The following is a 23,449-nucleotide window of genomic DNA, read 5'->3' on the forward strand; positions in this document are numbered from 1 at the left end:
GGTCGTGCCGTCGAACCTCGCCAGTTGAAGGAGTCAATTTCAAGCCGTGACTTCGAAAGGGAGTATTTTTGCTCTATCGGATTCGCGGCTTGCATGCGTACTTTGGAGGGGGAGCGGTTACTGTCGTTGGGCGCGGGAATCAGAAGTAAGAAAGGAAATCCCACCGCATGATCAAGAATATTCGGATTAAAAATTTTAAAAATTTCCGAGAAGCAGAATTTGATGTCAGGCCGCTAAACATTTTCATAGGCGCAAACGGGTGCGGCAAATCAAATCTCGGGAATTTTCTCCTCATGCTGAGTTTCCTTTCGTCGGGTCCCTTCAGCAGCGCCTTCGGACCGGGTCCTTTCACGTTTCGTCAGACGCTCAGCCGTAGGGAGAAGAATGAAACCGCGGCGCAGGACCTTGATCTTCATTTTGAAATCACTCTCGAAGTCGAGGGCGTAAATTACGTTTACACGTTGATTTTCACGGAAATTCGCAGAAACGAATACCTCATTAAGGAAGAGACTCTTCAGGAAGTCCAAGGAGAAATTCTGTTCACCATCGGGGACGTTAAAGCAAGAGAATCCAAAATGGCCCAAATGAGGAAAGGTCATGCCTGGAATGATGCAGAAAAGAGGATTCGGTCCGTGGCCCAGTACCTTTCCAAAATAAAACGCTACAGATTTATCCCGGATCTCATCAAGAAACCAACTCCTGTACAGGACTCATATCTTCTCGACCACACAGGAGAAAACCTGGCGGCAGTCATCCATTTCCTGGAGCGAAATCATCCCGAGAATTTTTACAGGACAGTCCAAGAAGTGAAACGTGGTGTTCCGGGAATCAGGAGAATCTTCACTCCGCATCTGGGAGATCCTCATCAGGTTGGGATCGGAGTGGAAGAGACAAGCAAGTCGGGTTATTTTGTCGGTCCGCAGCTTTCCGATGGATTTCTCGTGTTTCTCGGACTCTGTACACTCTTCAATTTGCCGGATCAGCCCCGCATCTTCTTCATCGAAGAACCGGAAACATATTTGAACCCTAATCGGCTGCGTATTCTGTACGGGCTCATGCATCGGTTCCACGCGGTGAATCCTGGAAAACAGGTTTTGCTAAGCTCCCATTCACCGTATTTCATTGATTGGTCCGACGAGATCCCGGAAGAATTGACGTTGATGAACGAGAAGAGCGGCTGGATAGAATTCAGGAACCTCAAAGGTGTTAAGGATCTTCGCTATTTCCTCGAGGAAGACCCCTGGGGTCAGGACTGGGTTGCAAATTTCTTCAGAGCCGATTTTGCTGACGAGCCATTGCCGGAGATGAAAGAAGAAATGGGAGAAGAGGACGATTCCTACTACGCTTCATGGGATCGAGAAAATGATGAACAACAGGCGGGGGAATTTTAACTACCGACGGTCGAATATCCCAAGAAAAAATTGCAATAATCAAACCTTTATGACAAAATAAAAGACTCTGATTTGAACCCGGATGACGAAGTCGCTGCGGGTGTTTTCCTCTGAAAAGACCCGCGCCCCTGATCGAAATAATGAATTGGAGACCTGACGGTCCGAACAAAGCCCTCTCGACTGGAGCCACAGGCTCTGGTGTGCCTGAAGATTTGTACGCTGACTCTGTCGAGATCCCGTCTTTTCGGAAGCGAAAATTCGCGCCTGAATTTGATTGACAGACGAGATGCGAGCATCGAGTGCCCCCAATCCTGGTGTTCGTTTCTGGAAACTCCCGGTAAGTAAATAGGAATCCTGATAGTTCGGTCAAAGCATGGTGAAAGTGTCAAGTCAAACTACTGGAAAAAAATACGAGAACATGGTAGAAAAAGTTCTTCGGTTTTTCCCATCGCAAGACGAGTTCGTCGTCATATAAACCCCGGAAGGAGCAGCAAGAAAATGGAGGTCCTGAAGCTTTTGACCTACTTGAGCGGTGCAGTATTTGTGGTGGCATTCGCTGTCAAGCTTATCAAATACTTCACTATGCCCATGCATGTTAGGTGGGAGCTCTATCCAGTGCCGCACGAGGGAAAACCCTATGGCGGATCATTCTACGAAGATGTCGATTTCTGGAAAAAAACAAGACACAAAGACCATATGGCGCAATACAAGTTTATGGTACCGGAAATCCTCTTCATCAAAGCACTCTATGAGGACAACAGGCCACTGTGGTATTGGTCTTTCCCCTTTCATTTCGGACTTTACCTGTCCATAGGCGGTCTCGTTTTCCTCGCTATCGGCGGTGTCCTGGAAGCACTCGGTCTGCCCCCCTCGACGTCGGCGCTGGCATCTCTGGTTCAGGCATTGACTCAGGTGCTCGCCGTTATCGGATTTATCCTCGGAGCCATCGGAGCAGTGGGCCTCATTATCAAGAGAATGACAGATCCCATGCTGAACGAGTTCTCTGCTGGAATCGATTACATGAACTTGGCTTGGCTGGCAGCCATTTTTGTAACCGGCTTTCTGGTATGGCTCAAAGACCCAGGTTTCGATGCATCAAGACAGTTTTTCGTGAGCCTGATCAGCTCCAAACCAGCTCCGACGCTCAGCGGGATGCACGTCATTAATCTGCTGCTGTTTATCGGATTCTGGGCTTACTTTCCGTTCACCCACATGACCCACATGGTTTCAAAGTACTTCATGTGGGATAAAGTGAAATGGGACGACAGTCCCAATGTGGGCGACCCGGGAATGGATGCCAAGATCAAGGAATATCTCGGTTATCCGGTTACCTGGTCTGCTCCTCATATTCAGGCGGAAGGCGGGAAGAAGACGTGGGCCGATGTGGCCACATCGAATCCTTTCGCTGGCGAACAGAAATAAGCGGAGGAATACGCGAATGAAACCCGAAGATATATCCAAAAAAGCCGAGCAGATGGTCGAGCTTAAAGTTGAAGATCTTACTCCTCTTCCTCCTCCATACGATAAATATGACGAAGAAACCTTCACACAGTTGACTCCCGACCAGAAAACAAGATGGGAGCACTCGCTTGACGGCGTGAGCGCGCTCAACTTGCCCAAACCCCAATCCCCTGAAGAAGAAGAGAAGCTGGTCCGGTCCTTCCTGGAAGGTTTCAAGAAATTGCTCTCAAAAGAGAACAACTGGACTTTTCTCCAGCCTCTTACTCTTTCACTGGAGTACTGTGCAAAATGCCAGACGTGTGCCGATGCATGCCCGGTGTACGAAGCGAGCGGTCGCAAGGATATCTATAGACCGACATTTCGAGCCGACGTGCTGAGAAAGATCGCCAAGAAGTATATTTCTCCCGGCGGAAAGTTACTTGCCGGATTCCGAGGCCACGATATCGAGTTGAATTGGGATTTGGTGGCAAGACTGGCAGAGTTGGCGTATCGATGTACCCTGTGCAGGCGCTGTACTCAGGTATGTCCAATCGGCGTGGACAATGGACTGATTACCCATGAACTGCGTAAAATCTTCAGCATGGAAATGGGAATTGCTCCTGAAGAGATACATGCCAAAGGCTCGGTCAAACACCTGAGATTCGGTTCCAGCACCGGTATGATCAAGGCTGCCGTGGAAGATATAATCGAGTATCTTGAAGACGATATCGAAGAAAAAACCGGTAAACAGATCAAGATTCCCATCAACAAGAAAGGCGCTGACATCCTGCTCGTTCACAATGCCGGCGAATTCATGGCATGGCCTGAGAACCCCATGTCATTCGCTATCCTCTTTGACGCGGCAGGTATCAACTACACACTATCCACGGAACTCGTGGGGTATGATGCTGTCAATTACGGGCTCTGGTATGACGATGTCCAGTTTGCCCGCGTTGCGCTTAAGCATCTGGAAGTTGCTCGGGACCTCGGCGTGAAGAAGATCGTCATCGGCGAGTGCGGCCATGCTCACAAAGCATTGTCAGTCATCGCTGACCGGTTGCTTCCGGGTGAGCAGATGATCCCCAGGGAAAGCTCCTATACACTGCTCTGGGACATCGTGAAGAGTGGAAAGATAAAGTTTGACCCGTCAAAGAACGACTTTCCCGTGACCCTTCACGATCCGTGTAACGTGGTGCGCCTCATGGGAATCGTCCAACCCCAGAGAAATGTCCTGAATGCAATCTTTCCTCCAGGGCGATTCCGGGAAATGACTCCGCATGGCGTCCAAAACTACTGCTGTGGCGGCGGATCGGGATTCGCCATCATGCAGAGCGGCAATTTTCCCGATTGGCGACGGCTGGTTTCCGGAAGAAAGAAACTGCAGCAATATCTGAACGCATTCCAGGGTGAAATGGATCCCTCAATTCGGAAAATGATTTGTGCCCCGTGCTCTAACTGCAAAGGGCAGACTCGTGATCTTCTTGAAGGATATGAGGTCTTCGAGAAGACAGGTATCTGGTACACAGGTCTTGTCGAACTGATGGTCAACGCCATGGTGGATCAGGAAAAGCCGTTCCTCGAATGGCCTGATGATGAAGATGACGACATGTGACGTGCTTCTCTCGTGCAGGTTCAGGGAATGTCTTTAAGATTTCCCCGGACCTGTTTTGAGCTGAGTAATTCTTCTCATCTCTCCAATTACAATAGTCGTTTCCGAATAGGGTGTTTTCGACACCCTATTTTCCGTTCTGTCCTTTCTCCATCTCTCCACGGGAAAAATACAACTAGTCGATTTGATGAAAATGTGCCGGCACGGAGACACGGCACCCACCAATTTTTCAAGAAGCGCTTTCCGCAATCGGATAAAGATTCTGACATTCCTGCCCGAGATTGACTGATACCAACTCCCATGGCGCAAAACGCCACAACAAACAATAAAAGACCTGATGCAGCATATGGTCTTTCATAGGATTTCGCTTTCAGGCGTGTAACATTGAAATGAAGGAGCACTGACCTGCGTTTCGCAGGTCAGTGGCACCCAGGACACAGAAACGTCAAAATCAAACGGGTGCCATTGACCTGGGAACCAGGTCAATGCGGAAAAGAAATTTCAATCCGGTATTTTATTTTGTGGGAAGCGAATTCGTAGGAGGCTGATTCTTCGAGCAGTTTTCTGGCCAGCTAACTACATATAATCAAGTATTAGATTAATGTTTAGAATGAACATCTGGAATTCATTTTACATTTTTTGCTTGCAATTGTACGATTCTGTGATATGACTCCCTTTCAATATGAGAGGCCCTCAGGTCTCGAACACTTGGAAAGGGAGTGAAACTATGAAGAAAATCTCAATGTTGATGATGCTTTCGATCTTTATCGCTGCACTTTGCGCGACTGCTTTTGCCCAGGATTTGTCGTCTCAGGTTACGGCGTTGGAGCAGAAAGCCGAGCGCATTCAGGCTCAGATCAACCTTGCGAAGCAGCAGGCGGAAGCTCAAGTCGATCAGCAGGTAAAGGCGATCACCGCTTCAGTGGATAGCTTGATGAAGCAGAGAGTGCAACTCGATGCTCACATCGCCAAATTCGAATCGCAGATGCAGGACATCAAAAAGAGCGCGCAATCCAATCTTTCTCGCCAGATCAACCAATATGACGAAGAGCTGAGCACAGTTAAGCAGCAGATCAGCAGTCTGGTGGCAAAACAGTCTGCCGCGCAGAAACAGGCTGAAACTCCTCAGCCCGCGGCTGTCGCCCCCGCCCCTGCTGCTCCTGCCGCGCAGTAATGTAAATATCTCCTGAAGAAGTGGGTCCTTGCATGAAGATGCTGAAAGCTCACTTCACAGGAGTAAAAATGCCGGAGTCACAGAGGCTCAGAATAGAATGTAATTTCACCTTGTTTGCCTCTGTGGCTCAGGCATCGACCAAAATACCATATTTAATAAAGTTTCGAGAAATTCAAGATAGTAATTGAAAATAATTGATTTTTAGATAGAACTTTGATATATTCACGCTGTGCAATCCGTAGCTGTTATGACCTGGAGTTGGTATGGATCTCAGATTCACATGGATCTCTTTCCTTCTACTGCCGCTCATTGTGTCCTGTTCGGCTCCGATCGGGATGACAAAAAAATGTGCGAATGTAGAATCGAAACTTGAGCCCCAAACTGAATCCAGGCTGGTCATTGCGGAACACAATTTTCCCGTAATTCCGCCTGAGCAAGACGGCGCGTTTCATATAGTCGGACCGAAAGAGAGCCTTCAGCACATCTGTAGTGTTTACGGGTTGAACCTGGAGAAAGTTGCTCGAATCAACCGGCTACTCCCCCCTTACAAGCTTGAGGAAGGGGAGACGCTTTTTCTGCCTGCCCAAGCTCTCCTTGCCGAGGAAAAGAACAGCACCTCTAACAATGGCAAAGCCATCATCTCACTCACCGAACATTCTGCGAAATCCACTGTGGCACGAGCTATGATTGGGAAGAAAGATCCGCTTGTTCCTGACCTCGGGTTTCCGGTGCCTGGAGGTGTTCTCACTTCGCCATTCGGATATCGATGGGGAAGATTGCACAAAGGATTGGATATCGCGGCTCCGATAGGCAAACCCGTGCTTGCCTGTGCGGACGGACGAGTCATTTTTGTGGGAACCAGGAAGAAGTTTCGCCGATACGGGAATACGGTGCTCGTCGATCATGGAAAAGGCGCATACACGTACTATGCTCATCTGAGTCAGATTTTCGTGAAAAAGAACCAGGCAGTGAAGAAAGGCCAAAAAATCGCTTCTGTCGGAAACACGGGCAGATCGACAGGGCCTCATCTCCATTTGGAAGTTCGTGTTGCCAATAGAATGTACAACCCCCTCGCATACTTTTCTCCCAAAGAGTTGTCCGGAACCCTCATGGCCAAACGGTTCATGGAAGCCCCCATGGGTCCGGTTCGAGCAGGATGGGAGATTCCCGATCTGTTGACCGCCAGTCGATAAACCTGCCATTCACAAAACAGTGGATCTGTTGCCCTAATTTTTGACTCTACCAAAGCCTGTTTACCAGTTTTCCGTAGAATGAACAGGTGTCGATTTTCTTTACATGTTGTAAAAATCTTCGACAGGGGGATAGGGCTTACGACCCAAATTCACCCTCATCCGCGTTATTCTCAAAACCCGGTTTTCTGTCTGGACGCGCTTCTGAAGAACTGGCACATCAATTGCCAGTATAGAATGGCAAAGGTTTTCCGCAGCAGAGAGGCGGGAAGATGTCCAGTAGCGTTCTCTTAAGCAAAACCCTTGAAAAGCCCAAATCCAGCCTCACTGCACACATGAAGAATAGATGTTAAACCATACGATATTGAAACCGCCCGGGGATTTCTTCCCCGGGAAAAAAAAGGAGGTCTAATAGGAAGTTACAAGGAAGAAACGGTGCGATTTCCCAAAGCCTGCGCAACGCGCGGCTTTTTTTTTTGCCGCTGCCCTGTTCTCTTGAAATGACCCCTCCGATACCATTTCGCAGTCATGCACATACGATGGAAACGGTAGGGCGGCGTCTCTGCCCGGTCAAACTGGCCGATTTGTCATAAAGAATGTGCCGGCACGGAGGCACGGCACCCACCGATTTTCGAGAAGCGCTTTTCGCAATCGGACATTTGCCATAAAAGTCTTTGGAGGGTTGGGAAACCTTTCTTACAGATCGATTGTGTCGTTAGTTCAGTTCCGTCATTGAAAGCATTGGCTTGTCGACTAGATGTGTGACTATCGCATTTGCAGCCGCTGTAGAGGTAGGTCTCGTGCTTGCCCTTCCTGTAAATGACGGGCACGCGTCGGAATATTCTATCCAAAGAATTCGGCCTGACCAAAAGGGCCGCAAGAGAGCCAAGATGCGGAAAACCGAGTCCCGGAAATAAACCGGAGACTCGGTACCTTTACATCGTGTTACCCGTGTGTGGAGATTACCTCTGGAAGCCGCTCAGTACTCCACCGAGCCGAGCGGGTTGTCTGCACTTCGTCTTCACTGCACTTCGTCCAGTACAGCTCCCTCATGGTTTAGTAATCGAATTTTCAAGGGCATGCGCCCGATTGCATGTGTCGAGCAGCTCAAGCATGGATCGAAAGCTCGAATGACGGCTTCCACACGATTGAGCGCACCATCGGAAATTTTCTCGCCGTTTACAAATCGTTTGGCGACCTGCAACACGCCTCGGTTCATTGCCAGGTTATTGTGGCCGGTTGCCACAATAAGATTCACCCAGGTTATGAGTCCTTGCTCATCCACTTTATAGTGGTGAATCAGCGTTCCTCGCGGTGCTTCAACAACTCCCACGCCGAAGAAATGGTTCGGCTGAGCGAAGGCTCGTATGTGGTGACTCAGGATATCGGGATCCTTGAGTATTTTCTCGGCGGTCTCTATGGAATAGAGGATTTCTACCAGCCGAGCCAAATGATTGTGAAACGCACTCATCACAGGTCCGCGGTCGAGTCTTATAAACTCGGCCCATTCCTGGTCGGCACGAGGTGTTCCGCATCCGGTACACACATTCAATCGGGCAGCGGGTCCCACTTTGTAGATTCCATCGGGATACCCGAGCGCCTTGTAGTAGGGTGATTTGAGGTAAGAATTGGGTTCTACGGCCTCGCCGATGTAATCCATATAGAGCGAGGGATCCACAGAATCCACGAGGAATTTTCCTTTAGAATCGATAAACCGAAGCCTACCGTCTACATGTTCAAGGTTTCCCTGGTCATTGACGAGCCCCAGGAAGCTACTGGGAAAATTGGCGAAAGTTCTGATCTCTTCCTGACATTTTTCCAGCAGGTTTTTGAACCAGACCAAGGTCCGATCCAGGATTTCATACGCTTCCGGCAGCATGGCAAGCATGCTATCACGATTTTCTTCCGATAAGGCTTCGTTCACCCCTCCGGGGACTACCCACGCCGGGTGAATCCGTTTTCCTGAAATTAACTGAATAATCTGCTGGCCGATTTGCCTGAGTCGAATGCCATCCAGAGCCACCTGTGGATACTTCTCCGCTATCCCGAGAATATTCCTCTGAGTCGACGGGGCATCCATTCCCAGCAAGAAGTCAGGCGACGAAAGATGAAAGAAACTCAATGCATGCGACTGGATGTATTCGCCACAGTTCAAGAGACGTCTGAGCATGTCGGCAGTCCGGGAAATGCGAACCCCCAGGATTGCATCGCATGCTTTTGCCGAAGCCAGGGAATGACTGATAGGACAGATCCCGCAGATTCTTTCCACCAGAGACGGCATTTCGTAAAATGGCCGGCCTTCGCAGAATTTTTCAAATCCGCGGAACTGAGTTACCTGAAAAGAGGCATCTGCAACATTCCCCTTATCGTCCAAGAAAATCGATATACTGCCATGGCCTTCGATTCTGGTTATCGGCTCGATTACGACTTTATGCTCCATCGGCATGCCTCCCGTTCAGGTTATGCTCCGAACCGGGTTTTTCCTTTTAAATTAGGGACCCGTCCTTCCAGGAGTTCACCTAACACGAAATGGATTGCATCAGTCGGAGGTGGACATCCGGGTAAGAACAAATCAACGTTCACGATTTCGTGTACCGGCCGTGCTTTTTTCAAGAGTCGCGGCAGCCCGACATGTGGAATCTGCGGATTCAATGTGGCATTTTCCAAGTAAGCACGTTTGAACACTTCTTCAACCTTGTACTGATTGCGCATCGCAGGGACATTGGCGGTCACTGCACAATCTCCGAAGGAAACGAGCAGCTTTGTGGCGAGTCTGATTGCATGGACTTTTTCCTCATCCTCATCACTACTCACTGCTCCTTCAATCAGAGTGAGGTCTACCGCTCCAGGAAACTTCTTGGCGTCAACGATGGGGCTGTAGACGATATCCACCAGTTCCGCAATCGCTACAATCTGTTGATCGATGTCCAGAAAAGACATGTGACATCCGGAGCATCCGTCCAGCCACACGGTGGCTACCCTTACTTTGCCCGATTCATTGGTCGCGGCTGTTTCCTGAGGCCTACCATTGTGGCCGTTTGTGAAATGACCGTTGGGCTTGATTTCTGTCATTTCTGTCCCTCCTTCCGCATGAGTTGCAGATAGGGCAGGAACTGTCTTCGTTTAATCATTTCCGCAACGGACTTGCCCTTTTCCGACAAAGCCCCCGTGGGGCACACCTGTATGCATTTTCCGCAACCAGTGCACGTTTCCGATTCACCCCAGGGCTGGTTGAGATCGGTGATTACTCGTGCGGTGATTCCGCGTCCCGTCAAATCCCAGGCATGAGCGCCTTCGACCTCATCGCAGACGCGAATGCAGCGTGCACACAGTACACATCGATTATGGTCGACGGAGAAACGTTCGTGAGTAGCGTCAATGTTGTGTCGAGGATAAAGATAGTTAAAGTGGACGTGAGTCATCCCTAATTCCACTGAAAGGTTTTGAAGCTCGCAATGGCCGTTGGAAACACATACGGAACACACATGGTTTCGCTCGGTGAACAGAAGTTCAAGAATTTTTCTGCGATACGAAACCACTCGATCGGAGTTTGTTACGATTTCCATATCCTGTCTCACGAGAGTGACACAGGACGGCATCAACCTGGGAGAGCCCTTTACTTCCACTATACAGAGTCTGCATGCGCCGCGTTCGGTAAGGCCGTCCAGGTGACACAATGTTGGAATATTGATTCCATTCTGCCGGGCGACGGACAATATGGTTTCATCCTCACGAGCCGTTACGTCTTTGTCATCGATCTTGAGCATCAACAAGCGCGTGGGGTTCACGTCCGTGCGCGAGGTCTTACCAGGCAAAAAAGGTTTCTCCGTCATCTTGCCGCCTCCTTGATATCCGCGATATGGCAAGCTCCAGCCGGGCATATCTTGTCGTGAATATGCGCCGTATACTCATCCCGGAAGTAACGCAGCGTGCTCATGACCGGGTTGGGGGCGGTTTGGCCCAGTCCGCACAAACTGGTACTCTTAACAAGATCGGCAAGTTCTTCTAATGCCGGGATATCGGCTGCGCAGCCTGCACCGCTTGAGATTTTGGTCAGAAGGTTATGGATTTGAGTGGTGCCGACCCTGCAAGGGATACACTTGCCACATGATTCACTCATACAGAATTCCATGAAGAATTTGGCGACGTCTACCATGCAGGAGGTCTCGTCCATAATGATGAGGCCGCCGGAACCCATGATTGAACCTGCTTGAGCTAAGGACTCATAATCGACTGGCATGTCGAGGAATTGTTCCGGAATACAGCCTCCGGATGGTCCACCTGTCTGAACTGCTTTGAATCGCCGGTTTTCAGGGATGCCACCGCCGATTTCAAATACAATGTCTCGCAGAGGAGTTCCCATAGGTATTTCGATCAGACCGGTATTATTGACCCTCCCGGCCAAAGCGAAAACCTTTGTTCCTTTGCTCTTTTCCGTACCGATATCGGAAAACCACTGTCCTCCGTTTCGAACGATTGGAGGAATGTTTGCAAATGTTTCGACGTTGTTAATGAGTGTAGGATAACCCCATAAACCCATTTCCGCGGGGAAGGGAGGTCGCGGACGAGGTGTCCCTCGCCGGCCTTCGATGGAGCTTATGAGTGCAGTTTCTTCTCCACACACGAATGCTCCTGCCCCCAGCCTGATTTTGATGTCAAATTCGAAAGTCGTGTTAAAGATGTTCTTTCCGATGACACCGAGTCTTTCCGCCTGGGCTATGGCTGTGCGCAATCTCTTGACTGCAAGCGGGTACTCGGCTCGTACATAGATAAAGCCATGACTCGCTCCGACAGCGCTGGCGGCAATTGCCATGCCTTCAATCACACGGTGAGGATCGCTTTCAAGAACGCTTCGATCCATGAACGCTCCCGGATCGCCTTCATCAGCGTTGCACACGATGAATTTCGTCCGGTTCATTGCTTTTGAAACGGCTGTCCACTTCAGTCCTGTGGGGAAGCCTGCACCACCACGACCGCGCAATCCGCTGGTGGTTATCTCCTGAATAACTTCCGAAGGGGTCATTGCTCTCAAAGCGGTATAAAGCGCTTCATATCCCCCTTCAGCAATGTAGTCTTCGATGCTTTCAGGGTCTACTTTTCCGCAGTTTTCCAGGACAATCTTCCGCTGTCGCTTGAAAAAGGGAAGTTGATCGGATAGGGCAAGACGACTGACCGGTGAACCTCCCAGTGAATCCAGAATGTCCGATACGTCAGATACGGAAACTGCCTGGTAATAGACCCCATCAGGCTCCAGATAGATGAGCGGACCTGCTGCGCATAATCCGAGGCATCCCACTCCCTTTACCTTGATCCAGTTTTCCAGACCCCTCCTGTTCACTTCTTTTTCGAGACTATCCTTGACCAGACCGGATTGGCAGGAGAGACATCCGGCAGCGACGCACACGTTTATCTTGTGCCTTATCCCCTCCTGCATATCCCTTTCAATTTTTGCGATTTGTTGGAGGTCTTCAAACGTCAGTGTCATGGTTCGTCCACCTCCGAATCCTGTCCAGTACTTCATGAGAGGCCATACGGCCTTTCACTTCACCATCGAACACCACCGCAGGCGCGAGACCGCACGATCCGAGACATCTTGCGGTGACGAGCGATATTTTTCCGTCAGGGGTAGTCTCTCCAGGTGCTATACCGTACTCATCTCCGATGCTGTTGAGTATGGCAGCAGCGCCGCCGATATAACATGCCGTCCCCTTACAAACCACGCAGGTATGTTCGCCGGGCGGTTTCATAGTAAAATAATGGTAGAACGTTGCGACTCCATACACTTGACTGAGGGGTACATGGAGCGCACCTGCCACGTACTTCAGAGCTTCGAGATCGAGGAATCCGAAATGCTCCTGAACTGCGTGGAGCGTCTCAATAAGCGCATGAGGAGCGTGTCCGTGAACACGCATTGTCCTGTTTACGAATCGCCATCTGCTGTCCTGAGCCTCTTTTGTTTTTGCTCCCTGTTTGGCCTCCATTGCGGCCTCCTGTTTCTGAGGTTGACACGGACGATTTTGGGCTTTCTTTCGTCTTCTTCGAAGAAACGTTACGACAAAAAAAGATGGAACCTGAGGGTCGCAGGTCCGCACTTGTGCGCATGCATCCCGCCAAAAAATAGAGCAATTCCTATGCCACCCGGCGGATTCCAAACCCCATTGTAAATATTTGATTATTAACTAGTTTCGGTTAGCGGTCTGCGAATTCCCGATTCAGGACCGACAGGAGGTGTTCGATCTGCTGACATGCCGTATTTATCGGCATCAGATGCGTCATTTTCCAAGAATGGCGGAACATATGGGGGCGATGAGGGAAGAAGCATCGCAGGTGAAACATTACGAGATCGCGGGAGAATCAAACCAGGACTTAGAGACGTCACTGCAACAATCACAACCAGCAGACTATGAACGCTGCCCTCCTTGGAATCAGACGCTCCAATCTAAATATTGCCTGCGTGATTTCACAAAGACTCGTTGCTTCATTCACCGCGAGGCCGAGAGCAATGCTGTTCGTATCATGTTCTCGGGAGGCACCCCCGACGCCTCATACCTGCGTCAAGTGAATCCAAATGCAGTGCTTTCACGGGCTGAAGGCTCAATGTCTAATCCATTGATTTGAACTGTGGGACTTCCTAAGAAACGCAGTTTCTCCGCTTGTTCCAGCGTAGTGACCAGAATCGTTTCGATCTTAATCGAAAGATTAAGAATTCTAGCAATATCTGTAACTAACTGGACCGTTGGACGGGTGTTCACACATCCTTCTGAACCGAGTATCCTGACATGAATGGATTCAGGACTGACTTCAGATCGCAGTAAGTCAGCCATTTTTGTTACCTTTCTGCTTTTCTGTCTGATTCCATGCAGGTTGGATGAATTCTGGCTCCTACCAGCATATCGGCGATATCCTTCATACATCTTGCCAAGAACCAGAGCGGATTATATCATAATTCAACCGTGTCCGTTCTCTCTTATCCATCCCCCTGAAGAAAAACGTCTATCAAAGATTATACTATCTTAATGACATGAGTCATATGACAGGCACACGGAGAGGAGTTATGAAATTGAACTCTCGCAATTTCCAAAGATTATGTAATTTGGTATAATTAACGAAAAACCGCCGGAACGGCCATTATGCTCCCGAGATTCAATACCCTGGGTTATACGAGGATATCGTTCAAATTCCTGGTGATCACTTCCGTAATTACTGCGATCACGTTCGGACTTCTCCTCTTCTGGTTTTCCTGTCGGCAGGAAGAGCACATTATGGAGCAGGTTCGGAAGCAAGCAGCGATACTCCATAAACAAATAGTGCTTACGAGACAGTGGGTTGCGGAGCACGGGTCCCTTTTGCTTCCCAAATCGGCGGAAATAAGGCCGAATCCGTTTCTTCCGGACCCTGAAGTGCTCGGTTCCGACGGGGTGACGTACGTCCGGATTAGTCCTTCAATTCTTACCAAAAGCCTATCCGAAAAAGCCATGAAGAACGACCTCTATTCTTTCAAGATCACAAACACGGACCAGATGAATCCTTCAAACAAGCCGGATGATTTTGAGACGGAAGCGCTCAACATCTTTCGGACCTCTGCAAATGAGGGCATCTTCAGAATAGAAGAAAACAAAGGGAAGACTGTCTTCCGCTATGTGGCCCCACTTAAAACAAACGAGCAATGTCTTCAGTGTCATATGGCCCAAGGATACAAAGCAGGCGATGTTGGTGGATGTCTGAGCATTTACATTCCCATGGACGAAGCCCGGGCTGTAATAGATCGGAACCGGTTGATTCTCTTGACAGGCGGCATGGGATTTGCCGGTTTTCTCGTAGTTCTTCTGTTTGTTCCCGCGAGAGCACTCTTCTTCAAGCCCATAGGACAAATCAGAACAGCCATGAGCAGACTTACCTCGGAGAAGGAATCCCTTGAAAACACGCTCAATCGGGGAGACGAGTTAAAAGAGATTACCGAATTCTGTTATCTGCTCGACAAGAAATTGAAAGATCATCATGAAGAATTGGAGCGGAACATAGCAGAAGCTACCCGGGATCTGTCGGAAACCAACCAAAACCTTGCAGACGCAAACAGAGAGCTGGAAAGACTGAACAGGGCTAAATCCGACTTCTTTTCCGATATTTCGCATGAGTTGCGAACACCGCTTACCAGCATAAAGGGAGCCACTGATATTCTCCTGAGAAAGTCCTCATGTGAAAGCCCCGAGTATCTGGATATCATCAAGAGAAACACCGATCATCTGATCAAAATTGTCGCTGATTTTCTGGAATATTCCAGAATAGAAGCAGGGGAACTGGAGCTCGAAATATCTGAAGCTTCGTTGAAAGAGGTTGCTGAAGATGCCATCATTTCACAGAAAGCTTCGGCTCAGAAACGTTCGGTAAATCTGGTGTTGATTTCTCCTGAAGATAGAATCTTTACATTCGATACAAAATCTCTATACCAGGTGATGAGCAATCTCCTTTCCAATGCAATCAAGTTCTCCCCACCGAACGGAACGGTCACCGTGGAAATCGTTTTTTCCTCTACGGGCACCGAAGTGTCGGTAAAGGATGAAGGACCTGGTATAGAACGCGCGTATCACGAGACTATTTTTAGGAAGTTCTATCAAATAAAAGATCAAAACCGAGTTCGTTTGAACCAGGGCTCTTCCGGCATAGGACTTGCTATCTGCAAAGGACTGGTGGAGGCTCATGATGGCAGGATTTGGGTACATAGCCGTCCCGGCCGTGGAAGTTGCTTTTCCTTTTTCATTCCCTATCGTGTGAAGGGTCGCGAGGAGCGGAAATGAGCACCATACTTCTCGTAGATGACGACCCGGACATTCTCAGGATATTAAAAGACAATCTGGAATTCGACAATTACAGAGTATTGCTGGCAACCAACGGCAAGGAAGCATTGGATTTATTCGATACAAGTCGAGTGAATCTGGTAATCCTGGATTTGTCACTGCCGGATATCGATGGTATTCAGGTCTGCAGGCGCATGCGAGACATGTCCTCGATTCCGATTATTATGCTTACAGCTCGGGACAGGGTCCCTGATAAGGTGCTCGGCCTGGACAGCGGTGCTGACGACTATGTTTCCAAACCTTTCGATTATCTGGAGCTTGCCGCCCGTATTAAAGCATGCTTGAGAAGATCGGGATTGATCGAAGACCCTCTCGTGATCGAAATTGCCGATTTAAAAATTGACACCGGGCAGAATGCGGTCTGGAAAAACGGCGCACGGGTTCCGCTCACGCAACGTGAATACGCACTGCTTGTGCTTCTCGTCAAGAATTCCGGCAGAGCCTTGAGCCGTTCGGTCATAAAAGAGAGTATCTGGGCAGATCGGGAGCTTTATCGAGACAGCCGAACCATTGACGTGCACGTCCAGCATCTCAGAGCCAAAATAGAAGACGATCCCACTGATCCAAAACATATCGTCACTATTCCCGGGACAGGGTATATTTTTTACGAGTGATACCGATTGGCTTTTCTTCTCATCATAATCCGGGAGGCTGAAGGTATCCTTCGCTCCGGACGACGCAAAGCCGTCTGGTCACTCCGCTCATACCGATTTGCTTTCAAAGTTAGACGAAAAATCCCCTCTTACCCCCCTTTATTAAAGGGGGGAATGGGGGGGATTTTGAACGCAAATTGGTATCAGGACGCCCCAGCCTTCGCTATGTTATGTGCATCCTCTTGAGGAGGAGCCGAGGAATCCCGCTGGAAGACGGGATTAGAGGAAGTTGTTCCCCGATCTTCCTTATCCTACGACATGGTCTCGTATCTCTATAATTTCGGATGCTGCGCGGACCTTGTCGGGTGCTCCAAAAATAGCAGAGCCCACGATTGCCGCAGATCTGGGCCCCACTATTTGAGCCCAGTTCCTGAATTGCTCTTCAAGGTTTCGCCCTTGCCGATCTTGACGTCCGAAACCGGGACACCATATAGGTTTGCGGGTTATTGTCCGATATCGCTGGAGATCGAGCGGCCTGGTAGCCGGCCCTATGTACCCGTCTGCCTGCAAAGCCTCCCCGAGAAGCAGGATTCCTTCCGTAACGTCAGTGCACTCCGATTCCTGCGGTATATACGTTTCTACGTCGACTTTTACTGCTGCATAGACAAGGTCCGACTTCTGAAGAGGTCTCGAGAAGAAAAGTGCAGCTCCCGCATGACTCATGAGAGGCAGAAGCAAGACGCGGATTCCCGCGTGGTGAGCAACATCAACCGCTTCAGCTATTGAAACCGGCCCGGGGAAACCGTGCACGGTTACGTGAGTGGCTCCCGTATCGCGGATGGACTCGATGATTTTGGCGTTTGTTCCTTGCCAGGAATCATTCCCCTTGAACCCGATATCGGCGATTTTGATATCGACAAGCAGAGGTCGGTCCTCGATAAGATCTTTCACTTTTTTCAGAATGTCGGTACCAGCTTGAAACAAAGTTGCTACGCCTATCTTCACCCCATCCACAATCCGCCCCACTTGTGCGGTGACAGAGAGCACCTCTTCCGGGGTGGGAAGATCTGCGGCAAGAATTACTGCATAATCCTTCATGGTGTTTCATTCCTTGCGAAAAGAAGATCGGGCAGCCAGCGTGGACTTATGCAATCAAAGAAGGAAAATTCGGGGAAACCCTTCTTGTAAGAAGTGTTTCCCCGAATCTTACTTCTTTGATTGCGAATCGGTCTTATTGAACCATTTCTTCCGATTCCATGCCGAGCTTGACCAATCTGTAACGAAGCGATCGGAAAGAAATCCCCAACAGTCTCGCCGCTCGGGATCGATTTCCGCCGGTTATTTCCAAAGCCCTGTTAATGAGCTTTCGTTCGAGATTCTCAAGGGTTCGGTCCAATTCGATACCATCAGACGGAATATCCAATTCTGCGATTTCGCATGGCACTCCTTCGCTTTGCGTCAATTTGGGAGGAAGATGTTGAGCAGTCAACTGATCGGATTGTTCCAGCGTGACGCATCGCTCGATAATATTCTCCAATTCCCTGACATTTCCGGGATATTGATAATTGCAGAGCACCCTGAGCGCGAGTGAGGATACCTTTGTGATATCCTTGCCTTGTTCGGTGCAGAATTTCCTGAGGAAATGGTTGATCAGTAACGGAATATCCTTTTCCCTTTCGCGAAGCGGCGGGACACGTATACGTATCACATTGAGCCGGTAATACAGGTCTTCACGAAAATTTCCTTTTTCCATTTCATATTCGAGCTTCTTATTGGTGGCTGCAATTATTCTCACGTCTATTTTCTTTTCATCCGTGCCACCCACCCGTCGGAATTCGTGCTCTTGAAGAAAGCGCAATAATTTCGCTTGTATCGAGATAGGAATTTCTCCCACTTCATCGAGGAAGAGAGTCCCTGTATGAGCGAGTTCGACGAGGCCGGGCTTGTTTGTGAGCGCACCGGTGAAAGATCCGCGCTGATGTCCGAACATTTCGGATTCGAGGAGATTTTCCGGAATTGCCGTGCAGTTGATTGCAACGAAAGGTTTGTCGCATCTCGGAGAATTTTTATGGATTGCTTTGGCAATGAGCTCTTTACCGGTACCGGATTCGCCGATAATGAGAACACTCGCCTTGGAGGGCGCCACTTTTTCTATGAATTGGAAAATCTCCTGCATTTGAGGGGATATACCAACCATATGGCTGAAATTGTCAAAACCCTGTATAGACTTTTTTAATTCCTGGTTTTCGATCCTGAGACGACGAGCTTCAAGCGCATTTCTGATGATTATTCTGAGATCTTCAATTTGGAACGGTTTGGAAAGATAGTCGTATGCACCTTCACGAACCGCTCTCAATGCGTCATCTGCGCTTGCATATGCAGTCACTGCGATGACAGGCATGGCAGGATCCTGTGAATGGATGTGCTTTATAAGATCCAGGCCGCTCATGCCGGGCATCTTGACATCGGTGAGGATGAGATCGGGTTCTTCCGACTTGTACAACTTCAGGCCTTCTTCTCCAGATGCTGCTGTTCGAACTTCGTACCCGTCCTGAGACAACATTATTTCGAGAAATTCCCGCATGCTCGGTTCGTCGTCTACGACGATAAGGCGTTCAGGCATTCTCCTCTTCTCCTTCTCGAACAGGCATATCTAAAGCGAGAGGCAACCTGATCGAGAATTTTGTCCCTCCTGATGGAGTGCTTTCACAATCGATCAGTCCGTCATGCGATTCAACCACACTCAATGCCAGAGAGAGCCCCAGGCCTGAACCCCTTTCTTTCGTCGTCGTAAAAGGCTCGAAAACCTGATCCCGGATTTCCAGGGGAATTCCACAGCCATCATCCTTCACGATCAATGTCGCACAGCCGGTTTCAGGGGAAGATTCAAGCACCACTTGAATAGTCCCGAATTCGTGAACCGCATCCAACGCATTGCCCAGGACATTCCAAATGGCCTGCTTCAGTCGCACCGGGTCACCTTCCACTTCAACGCCCTTATTTATGAGAGTTTCCAGAGAAACGCCACCTTGAATTTTCGGTTCACGGGAAAACAGGTCCAGAATTTCTTCCATGACAGTCGAAAGCATAACTCGTGTTTTTCCCAACTGCTGCGCCCTGACGGTCAGGAGAAAATCCCCCAGCAGCCGGTTCAATCGGTCCGATTCTCTCAGAACGATTTCCAGGAGCTTTCTTTCATTAGCCGCAACCGAACGGTTGTTCGACAGCAATTCCGTTGCTCCCCGGAGTGCGGCTAACGGATTCCTGATTTCGTGGGCCATCCCGGCGGCTATGCGCACAAATGCAGCTTGCTTTTCACTGAGACGTACGCGCTCCTCCATTCTTCTGAATTCCGTCACATCCTGAAATAACACCAATCGTCCCCTCGGCAGAGAGTCAACCCCCTTCAGATCGGAAACGGTTACTTCAAAATGCTTCTTGACGGCATTTACTTCCTTCACGGTAAAGAAGGTTTCTCGTCTGACGGACGAACTATCGACAAAATCGCGAATCATTGGAAATACATTCCGCAGACTCATACCCACAAGTTCCGAGGAAGGCGTCTCGACCAAAGCGGCACCCGCACTATTCACAAAGGTGATTTTGTCGAGATCGTCGGTGGTGATCATTCCGCTCGATATTGAGCGTACGATATTCGTATGGAGTTCAGAAAGCTTTTGGTAATCGATTTCTTTGAGGTCCAGAGATGCTATCGTCCGCTGCAACTGCTCGGCCAGAGCACTCGATAGAAATGCAACCAGAAAGAAAAACGTCAGGTGGACGACAAAAATCCACAAGAGATATCCCGGAGTGTTCTTACTCCATGTGCTTATCCACGGCCAGTTACTCGGCGGAATGATGTGATAGAATTGCAGTGTTATCAGAAGACCGAATAAGATACATGCCGTAGCGGCAGTCACAAATGCTCCCCGCCTCAGATGCAAAATGCCCGAAGTGATAATCGGAAAGATGTACAGGAGCGTAAAAACGCTTGATGCTCCACCTGTGAAATGAATCAGCACGGTTGCATAGAGCACGTCCACCATCACCTGAAAAAATGAAAACAGCCACAAATCGGGAATAAGCGGTAACGCAAATGCATAAATGAGGCTGAGCAGAAAAGTGGTGCCGATCAGAATGTACAGTGGGATGGCTGGATCGATGAAAAGAGTTCCGGCACCTCTGAACTGGAAAAAGATCGTCGCGGCCAGAAGGAGCGTCATCACCAAAAGCCTGAGCAGCATAAGCCACACGACTCTTCGTGTGAACTCCGGCCGATCGATGTACTCCTCCTGCCGGATCAGTTTGGTTATGTTCCTGAAAGGAAACACAATGCACTCTGATGTGTAATTTCTCTCGGCACTCGCGAAAGAGTGGCGGAAAACCCATCCAATGCGAAAAGGATTGAAAATCTGCGGCAGAGACCGACTTGTACCAGCATGCCGCATGGTTATTGCCGATTTGTATTCAAAAAAGAGAAATGGGGGCCGTTTCTGTAATCCTGCTTTGGCATTGCTTTGGCAGGACTCCCCAATCTTATCTTTGGTTACAACTCACCAAATGTCGGATCAACTCCATTCCGAGGGCTTGCCATGTACATCCCTGCGGATTTCTTTCACGATTATAACTTTGCGAGGGCACTTGTATCTGGATAAATATTCTTTGCAGAAACGTATTATGTCGCGCTCGTCAGGTTTTACTCCGGGTTCCGGAACTACAAGCGCTTCAATGACCTGACCTCTCATGAGGTCATCCACCCCAACCAGAGCAACGTCCGCAACATGGGGGTGACGAATGAGGATTTCTTCCACTTCCTGGCAGTACACATTGAATCCGGAAGTAATGATCAGGTCTTTCTTCAATCCCACAAGAGTCAAATAGCCGTCGCTATCGAGGCTTCCCAGATCGCCCGTGTACAACCAGCCGTTGCGTATGACGGTCTCAGTCTCTTTTGGTTTGCCGATATATCCAAGCATTACGTTGGGCCCATTAACCACAACCTCCCCGACAGTACCCACAGGAAGCGGGTTACCATTGTCATCGTGGATTTGTACAGTCACATCCGGAATAGGTGTTCCCACGGTGGAAGGCTTATTGGGAATATTCACGTTATTCCATGAGACAACAGGAGATGATTCGGTCAACCCGTATCCCTGATATATGTCAATCTTGTAACGCTCACAAAATCGCTCATAAATTTCCATGGAAAGCGGTGCACCGCCACTGATGCCAATTTGAAAGCTGGAGAGATCCAGGTCCTTGCAAGAGGGGTGGTACAAAAGACCGTAATAAACCATTGGAACTAAACCGGAATACGTAATCCGAGCCTTCTTCAACCAGGGTACCAGTCTCGGAAAATCAACCCGCTCGACCAAATACACGGTGCCTCCGACCTTTACTGTTCCAAGCAGGTTGACCGCTGCACCGAATGCATGAAACAAGGGGATCAAGGCGAGCCCGTGGTGTTCGGGACCTCCCCCGCACGTATCCCGAAGCATATTGGAATTGCTGTCCAGGTTCCTGTGGCTGAGGGTCGCACCCAGGGCTTTGCCCAGGAGACCTGCAGTAAAGATGATGACCCCCGGATGGTTCGGATCGACGTCTACAGCCTGAAAACGATCCGAATAGCTATCTTGTATCTGTTGAAACGAAATGGCTCCATCCGTTGGTTCGACGGTAATGATGAATTTCAAGTACTCGTCACGATTGGGAATGTTCTCTATTTTAGGAATCTGCTCGCTTTTGCAGAACAATCCCACAGGGCGGCTGTCGGCAAAATAATGGCTCAGTTCATATGCGGTAGAGAGAGGATTGAGCGTTACAGCAACGGCTCCTATTCTAAGGCAGGCGAAATATCCTATCACGAATTCCGGCCTGTTTCCCATAAGTATGACTATTCTATCACCTTTTTGCACACCGGCTTTGGTCAGCGCATGACAGAGTTTGTTAATGGAACTCATAAGTTCCGCGTATGAGATCGTGAGGTCCTCGAAGACCACTGCCGGATGATCGGGCATGTCCTGGGCAAAACGATCCACCATCTCGCTGAGATTCATATATGTCTCCATGATCAGTTGGTTGGATTTGATGCAACACTATCATGCACGGGTGCAGAATTCAAATCATTACTTTATAATGCCCCTCGGGGTTCAATTTCTCTCTATCTGCTTGACTGTCCAATCGTTATACCGATTCGCTTTTCTTATCATGATCCGGAAAGCTGGAGGTATCCTTCGCTCTGGACGACGCAAAGCCGTCTCATCACTCCGCTCAGGACACTCCAGCTTCGCTATCTTATGTGCATAACTGCGAAATGGTATTAGACTCATTGAACCGCAGATGAGTCCGGGCTTGATGAATGCTTCCGTTGCAATAACAGGTCATGCTGAAGACAAGACCTGGTGAGAACAATTCTTGCCAGGTGACGAAGAACAATAAAAAAGGCGGACATTTCTGCACCGCCTCTTTTCATGAAAAGCTTAAATTACTGCGATTTCTTTTCTGATTTTGCCTTTGCTTTGGCTTTTTTTGCTTTGGCCTTGTCTACTTGCTTCTTCTCTACTGCTGCAACAACCTCTTTCTCTTTTGCTGCTGCTGTTTTTTGCGCCGCTACCCGCTCTTTCCACATCTGTGCAAGAGTATCGCGACTTCCATCACGTGCGAAAGCACCCAACGGAAGTGTCAACAAGAAGGCTGCTGCCACTACCGAAAGAAGTATTTTTTTCATCCTGACTCCTCTTAGATTTGAAATGTTCGGTCTGGATACGGTGGGACAAGCACACCAATCCCCTACGCTTTCTTTTTGCTCTGGAAAAAGAAGACTACCCTGCCGCCCACAAAAGGTAATGATAATGTTAGGTTGCGATTCCCTCAAGAATGTTAATTGTGGCTCTACCAAATGTCAAGTGTTTTTTAGCGTTACTTATGCCAAGAAGTGTCTATTGTGCAGACTTGACCGAACAGGGATGCACCTGAAGCCGCAGGTCCGTATCAGTGGCCGTTTCACATTTTCTTCTCTGCAATCGAATCGCAATCGCACACAGAGCAATGTAACTCGAATACGACACGAGTTGAGCCACGCCGTAGCTCAGAGCCACAGAAAATGGAGAAAGCTCCAAGTAATAGGCACTTGCGAATGCGAATATGACAAGAGCCGGCAGTCCTGCATCCCAGGCAAGCTGCCAACTCTGGCGTTCG

At 49.1% G+C, this 23,449-nt stretch carries 18 protein-coding genes; 7 read left to right on the forward strand and 11 right to left on the reverse strand.

The features are described 5' to 3' along the window. The first annotated feature begins 167 nt into the window (after positions 1-167). From DESTI_RS01690 to DESTI_RS28270, 5 genes are all read left to right on the forward strand, one after another. Positions 168-1,391 (forward strand): AAA family ATPase, encoded by a 1,224-nt coding sequence (locus DESTI_RS01690; protein WP_014808234.1) that lies wholly within the window; start codon positions 168-170, stop codon positions 1,389-1,391. 498 nt (positions 1,392-1,889) lie between these two features. Next, positions 1,890-2,813 carry a respiratory nitrate reductase subunit gamma gene (locus DESTI_RS01695; RefSeq protein WP_014808235.1) on the forward strand — a complete coding sequence of 308 codons (924 nt, stop codon included), beginning with the start codon at positions 1,890-1,892 and terminating at the stop codon, positions 2,811-2,813. Between the two features lie 16 nt (positions 2,814-2,829). After that, positions 2,830-4,443 (forward strand): (Fe-S)-binding protein, encoded by a 1,614-nt coding sequence (locus tag DESTI_RS01700; protein ID WP_014808236.1) that lies wholly within the window; start codon positions 2,830-2,832, stop codon positions 4,441-4,443. A gap of 724 nt (positions 4,444-5,167) precedes the next feature. After that, a complete protein-coding gene (locus tag DESTI_RS01710; RefSeq protein ID WP_041285882.1) occupies positions 5,168-5,614 on the forward strand; it encodes a hypothetical protein in 447 nt (148 codons plus the stop codon). Positions 5,615-5,877: 263 nt separating this feature from the next. Further along, entirely contained in the window at positions 5,878-6,807 is a 930-nt protein-coding gene (locus tag DESTI_RS28270) for a M23 family metallopeptidase (RefSeq protein WP_014808237.1), read from the forward strand. Positions 6,808-7,825: 1,018 nt separating this feature from the next. Here DESTI_RS28270 and DESTI_RS01720 read toward each other — a convergent pair. From DESTI_RS01720 to DESTI_RS29665, 6 genes are all read right to left on the reverse strand, one after another. Beyond that, positions 7,826-9,244, reverse strand: a complete 1,419-nt coding sequence (locus DESTI_RS01720) for a Ni/Fe hydrogenase subunit alpha (protein ID WP_014808238.1) — start codon at positions 9,242-9,244, stop codon at positions 7,826-7,828. Positions 9,245-9,264: 20 nt separating this feature from the next. Next, a complete protein-coding gene (locus tag DESTI_RS01725) occupies positions 9,265-9,876 on the reverse strand; it encodes an NADH-quinone oxidoreductase subunit B family protein (protein WP_014808239.1) in 612 nt (203 codons plus the stop codon). Further along, a complete protein-coding gene (gene hoxU / locus DESTI_RS01730) occupies positions 9,873-10,637 on the reverse strand; it encodes a bidirectional hydrogenase complex protein HoxU (RefSeq protein ID WP_014808240.1) in 765 nt (254 codons plus the stop codon). The genes DESTI_RS01725 and hoxU overlap by 4 nt, the downstream gene beginning before the upstream one ends. Then, the gene (locus DESTI_RS01735) at positions 10,634-12,289 is read right to left on the reverse strand and encodes a NuoF family protein (RefSeq protein WP_014808241.1); all 1,656 of its coding nucleotides are present in this window, start codon (positions 12,287-12,289) and stop codon (positions 10,634-10,636) included. Before DESTI_RS01735 ends, hoxU begins: the two co-directional genes overlap by 4 nt. Then, on the reverse strand, positions 12,273-12,785 hold the full coding sequence (gene hoxE / locus DESTI_RS01740) for a bidirectional hydrogenase complex protein HoxE (protein ID WP_014808242.1): 513 nt from the start codon (positions 12,783-12,785) through the stop codon (positions 12,273-12,275). The genes DESTI_RS01735 and hoxE overlap by 17 nt, the downstream gene beginning before the upstream one ends. A gap of 501 nt (positions 12,786-13,286) precedes the next feature. Beyond that, on the reverse strand, positions 13,287-13,628 hold the full coding sequence (locus DESTI_RS29665) for a DF family (seleno)protein (RefSeq protein ID WP_419722479.1): 342 nt from the start codon (positions 13,626-13,628) through the stop codon (positions 13,287-13,289). Between the two features lie 306 nt (positions 13,629-13,934). On the opposite strand from DESTI_RS29665, the gene DESTI_RS01750 reads away from it, so the two are divergent. Both DESTI_RS01750 and DESTI_RS01755 read left to right on the forward strand, forming a co-directional pair. Beyond that, positions 13,935-15,599, forward strand: a complete 1,665-nt coding sequence (locus DESTI_RS01750; protein WP_014808244.1) for an ATP-binding protein — start codon at positions 13,935-13,937, stop codon at positions 15,597-15,599. Further along, positions 15,596-16,273 carry a response regulator transcription factor gene (locus DESTI_RS01755; protein ID WP_014808245.1) on the forward strand — a complete coding sequence of 226 codons (678 nt, stop codon included), beginning with the start codon at positions 15,596-15,598 and terminating at the stop codon, positions 16,271-16,273. The genes DESTI_RS01750 and DESTI_RS01755 overlap by 4 nt, the downstream gene beginning before the upstream one ends. Before the next feature lie 285 nt (positions 16,274-16,558). On the opposite strand, the gene DESTI_RS01760 is transcribed toward DESTI_RS01755, so the two are convergent. The 5 genes from DESTI_RS01760 to DESTI_RS01780 all read right to left on the reverse strand — a co-directional run bounded on the left by DESTI_RS01760 (position 16,559) and on the right by DESTI_RS01780 (position 22,979). Next, a complete protein-coding gene (locus DESTI_RS01760) occupies positions 16,559-17,350 on the reverse strand; it encodes an orotidine 5'-phosphate decarboxylase / HUMPS family protein (protein ID WP_014808246.1) in 792 nt (263 codons plus the stop codon). 133 nt (positions 17,351-17,483) lie between these two features. Then, positions 17,484-18,875 (reverse strand): sigma-54-dependent transcriptional regulator, encoded by a 1,392-nt coding sequence (locus DESTI_RS01765; protein ID WP_014808247.1) that lies wholly within the window; start codon positions 18,873-18,875, stop codon positions 17,484-17,486. Then, positions 18,868-20,583, reverse strand: a complete 1,716-nt coding sequence (locus DESTI_RS01770) for a two-component system sensor histidine kinase NtrB (protein WP_014808248.1) — start codon at positions 20,581-20,583, stop codon at positions 18,868-18,870. Before DESTI_RS01770 ends, DESTI_RS01765 begins: the two co-directional genes overlap by 8 nt. Positions 20,584-20,820: 237 nt before the next feature. Continuing rightward, a complete protein-coding gene (locus tag DESTI_RS01775) occupies positions 20,821-22,308 on the reverse strand; it encodes a class I adenylate-forming enzyme family protein (protein ID WP_014808249.1) in 1,488 nt (495 codons plus the stop codon). Between the two features lie 428 nt (positions 22,309-22,736). Continuing rightward, positions 22,737-22,979: a hypothetical protein gene (locus DESTI_RS01780; RefSeq protein WP_014808250.1), complete on the reverse strand. Its 243-nt coding sequence runs from the start codon at positions 22,977-22,979 to the stop codon at positions 22,737-22,739. Positions 22,980-23,449 lie beyond the last annotated feature (470 nt).

The sequence above is a fragment of the Desulfomonile tiedjei DSM 6799 genome, assembly GCF_000266945.1.
In the GTDB taxonomy this organism is placed as follows: Bacteria; Desulfobacterota; Desulfomonilia; order Desulfomonilales; family Desulfomonilaceae; genus Desulfomonile; species Desulfomonile tiedjei.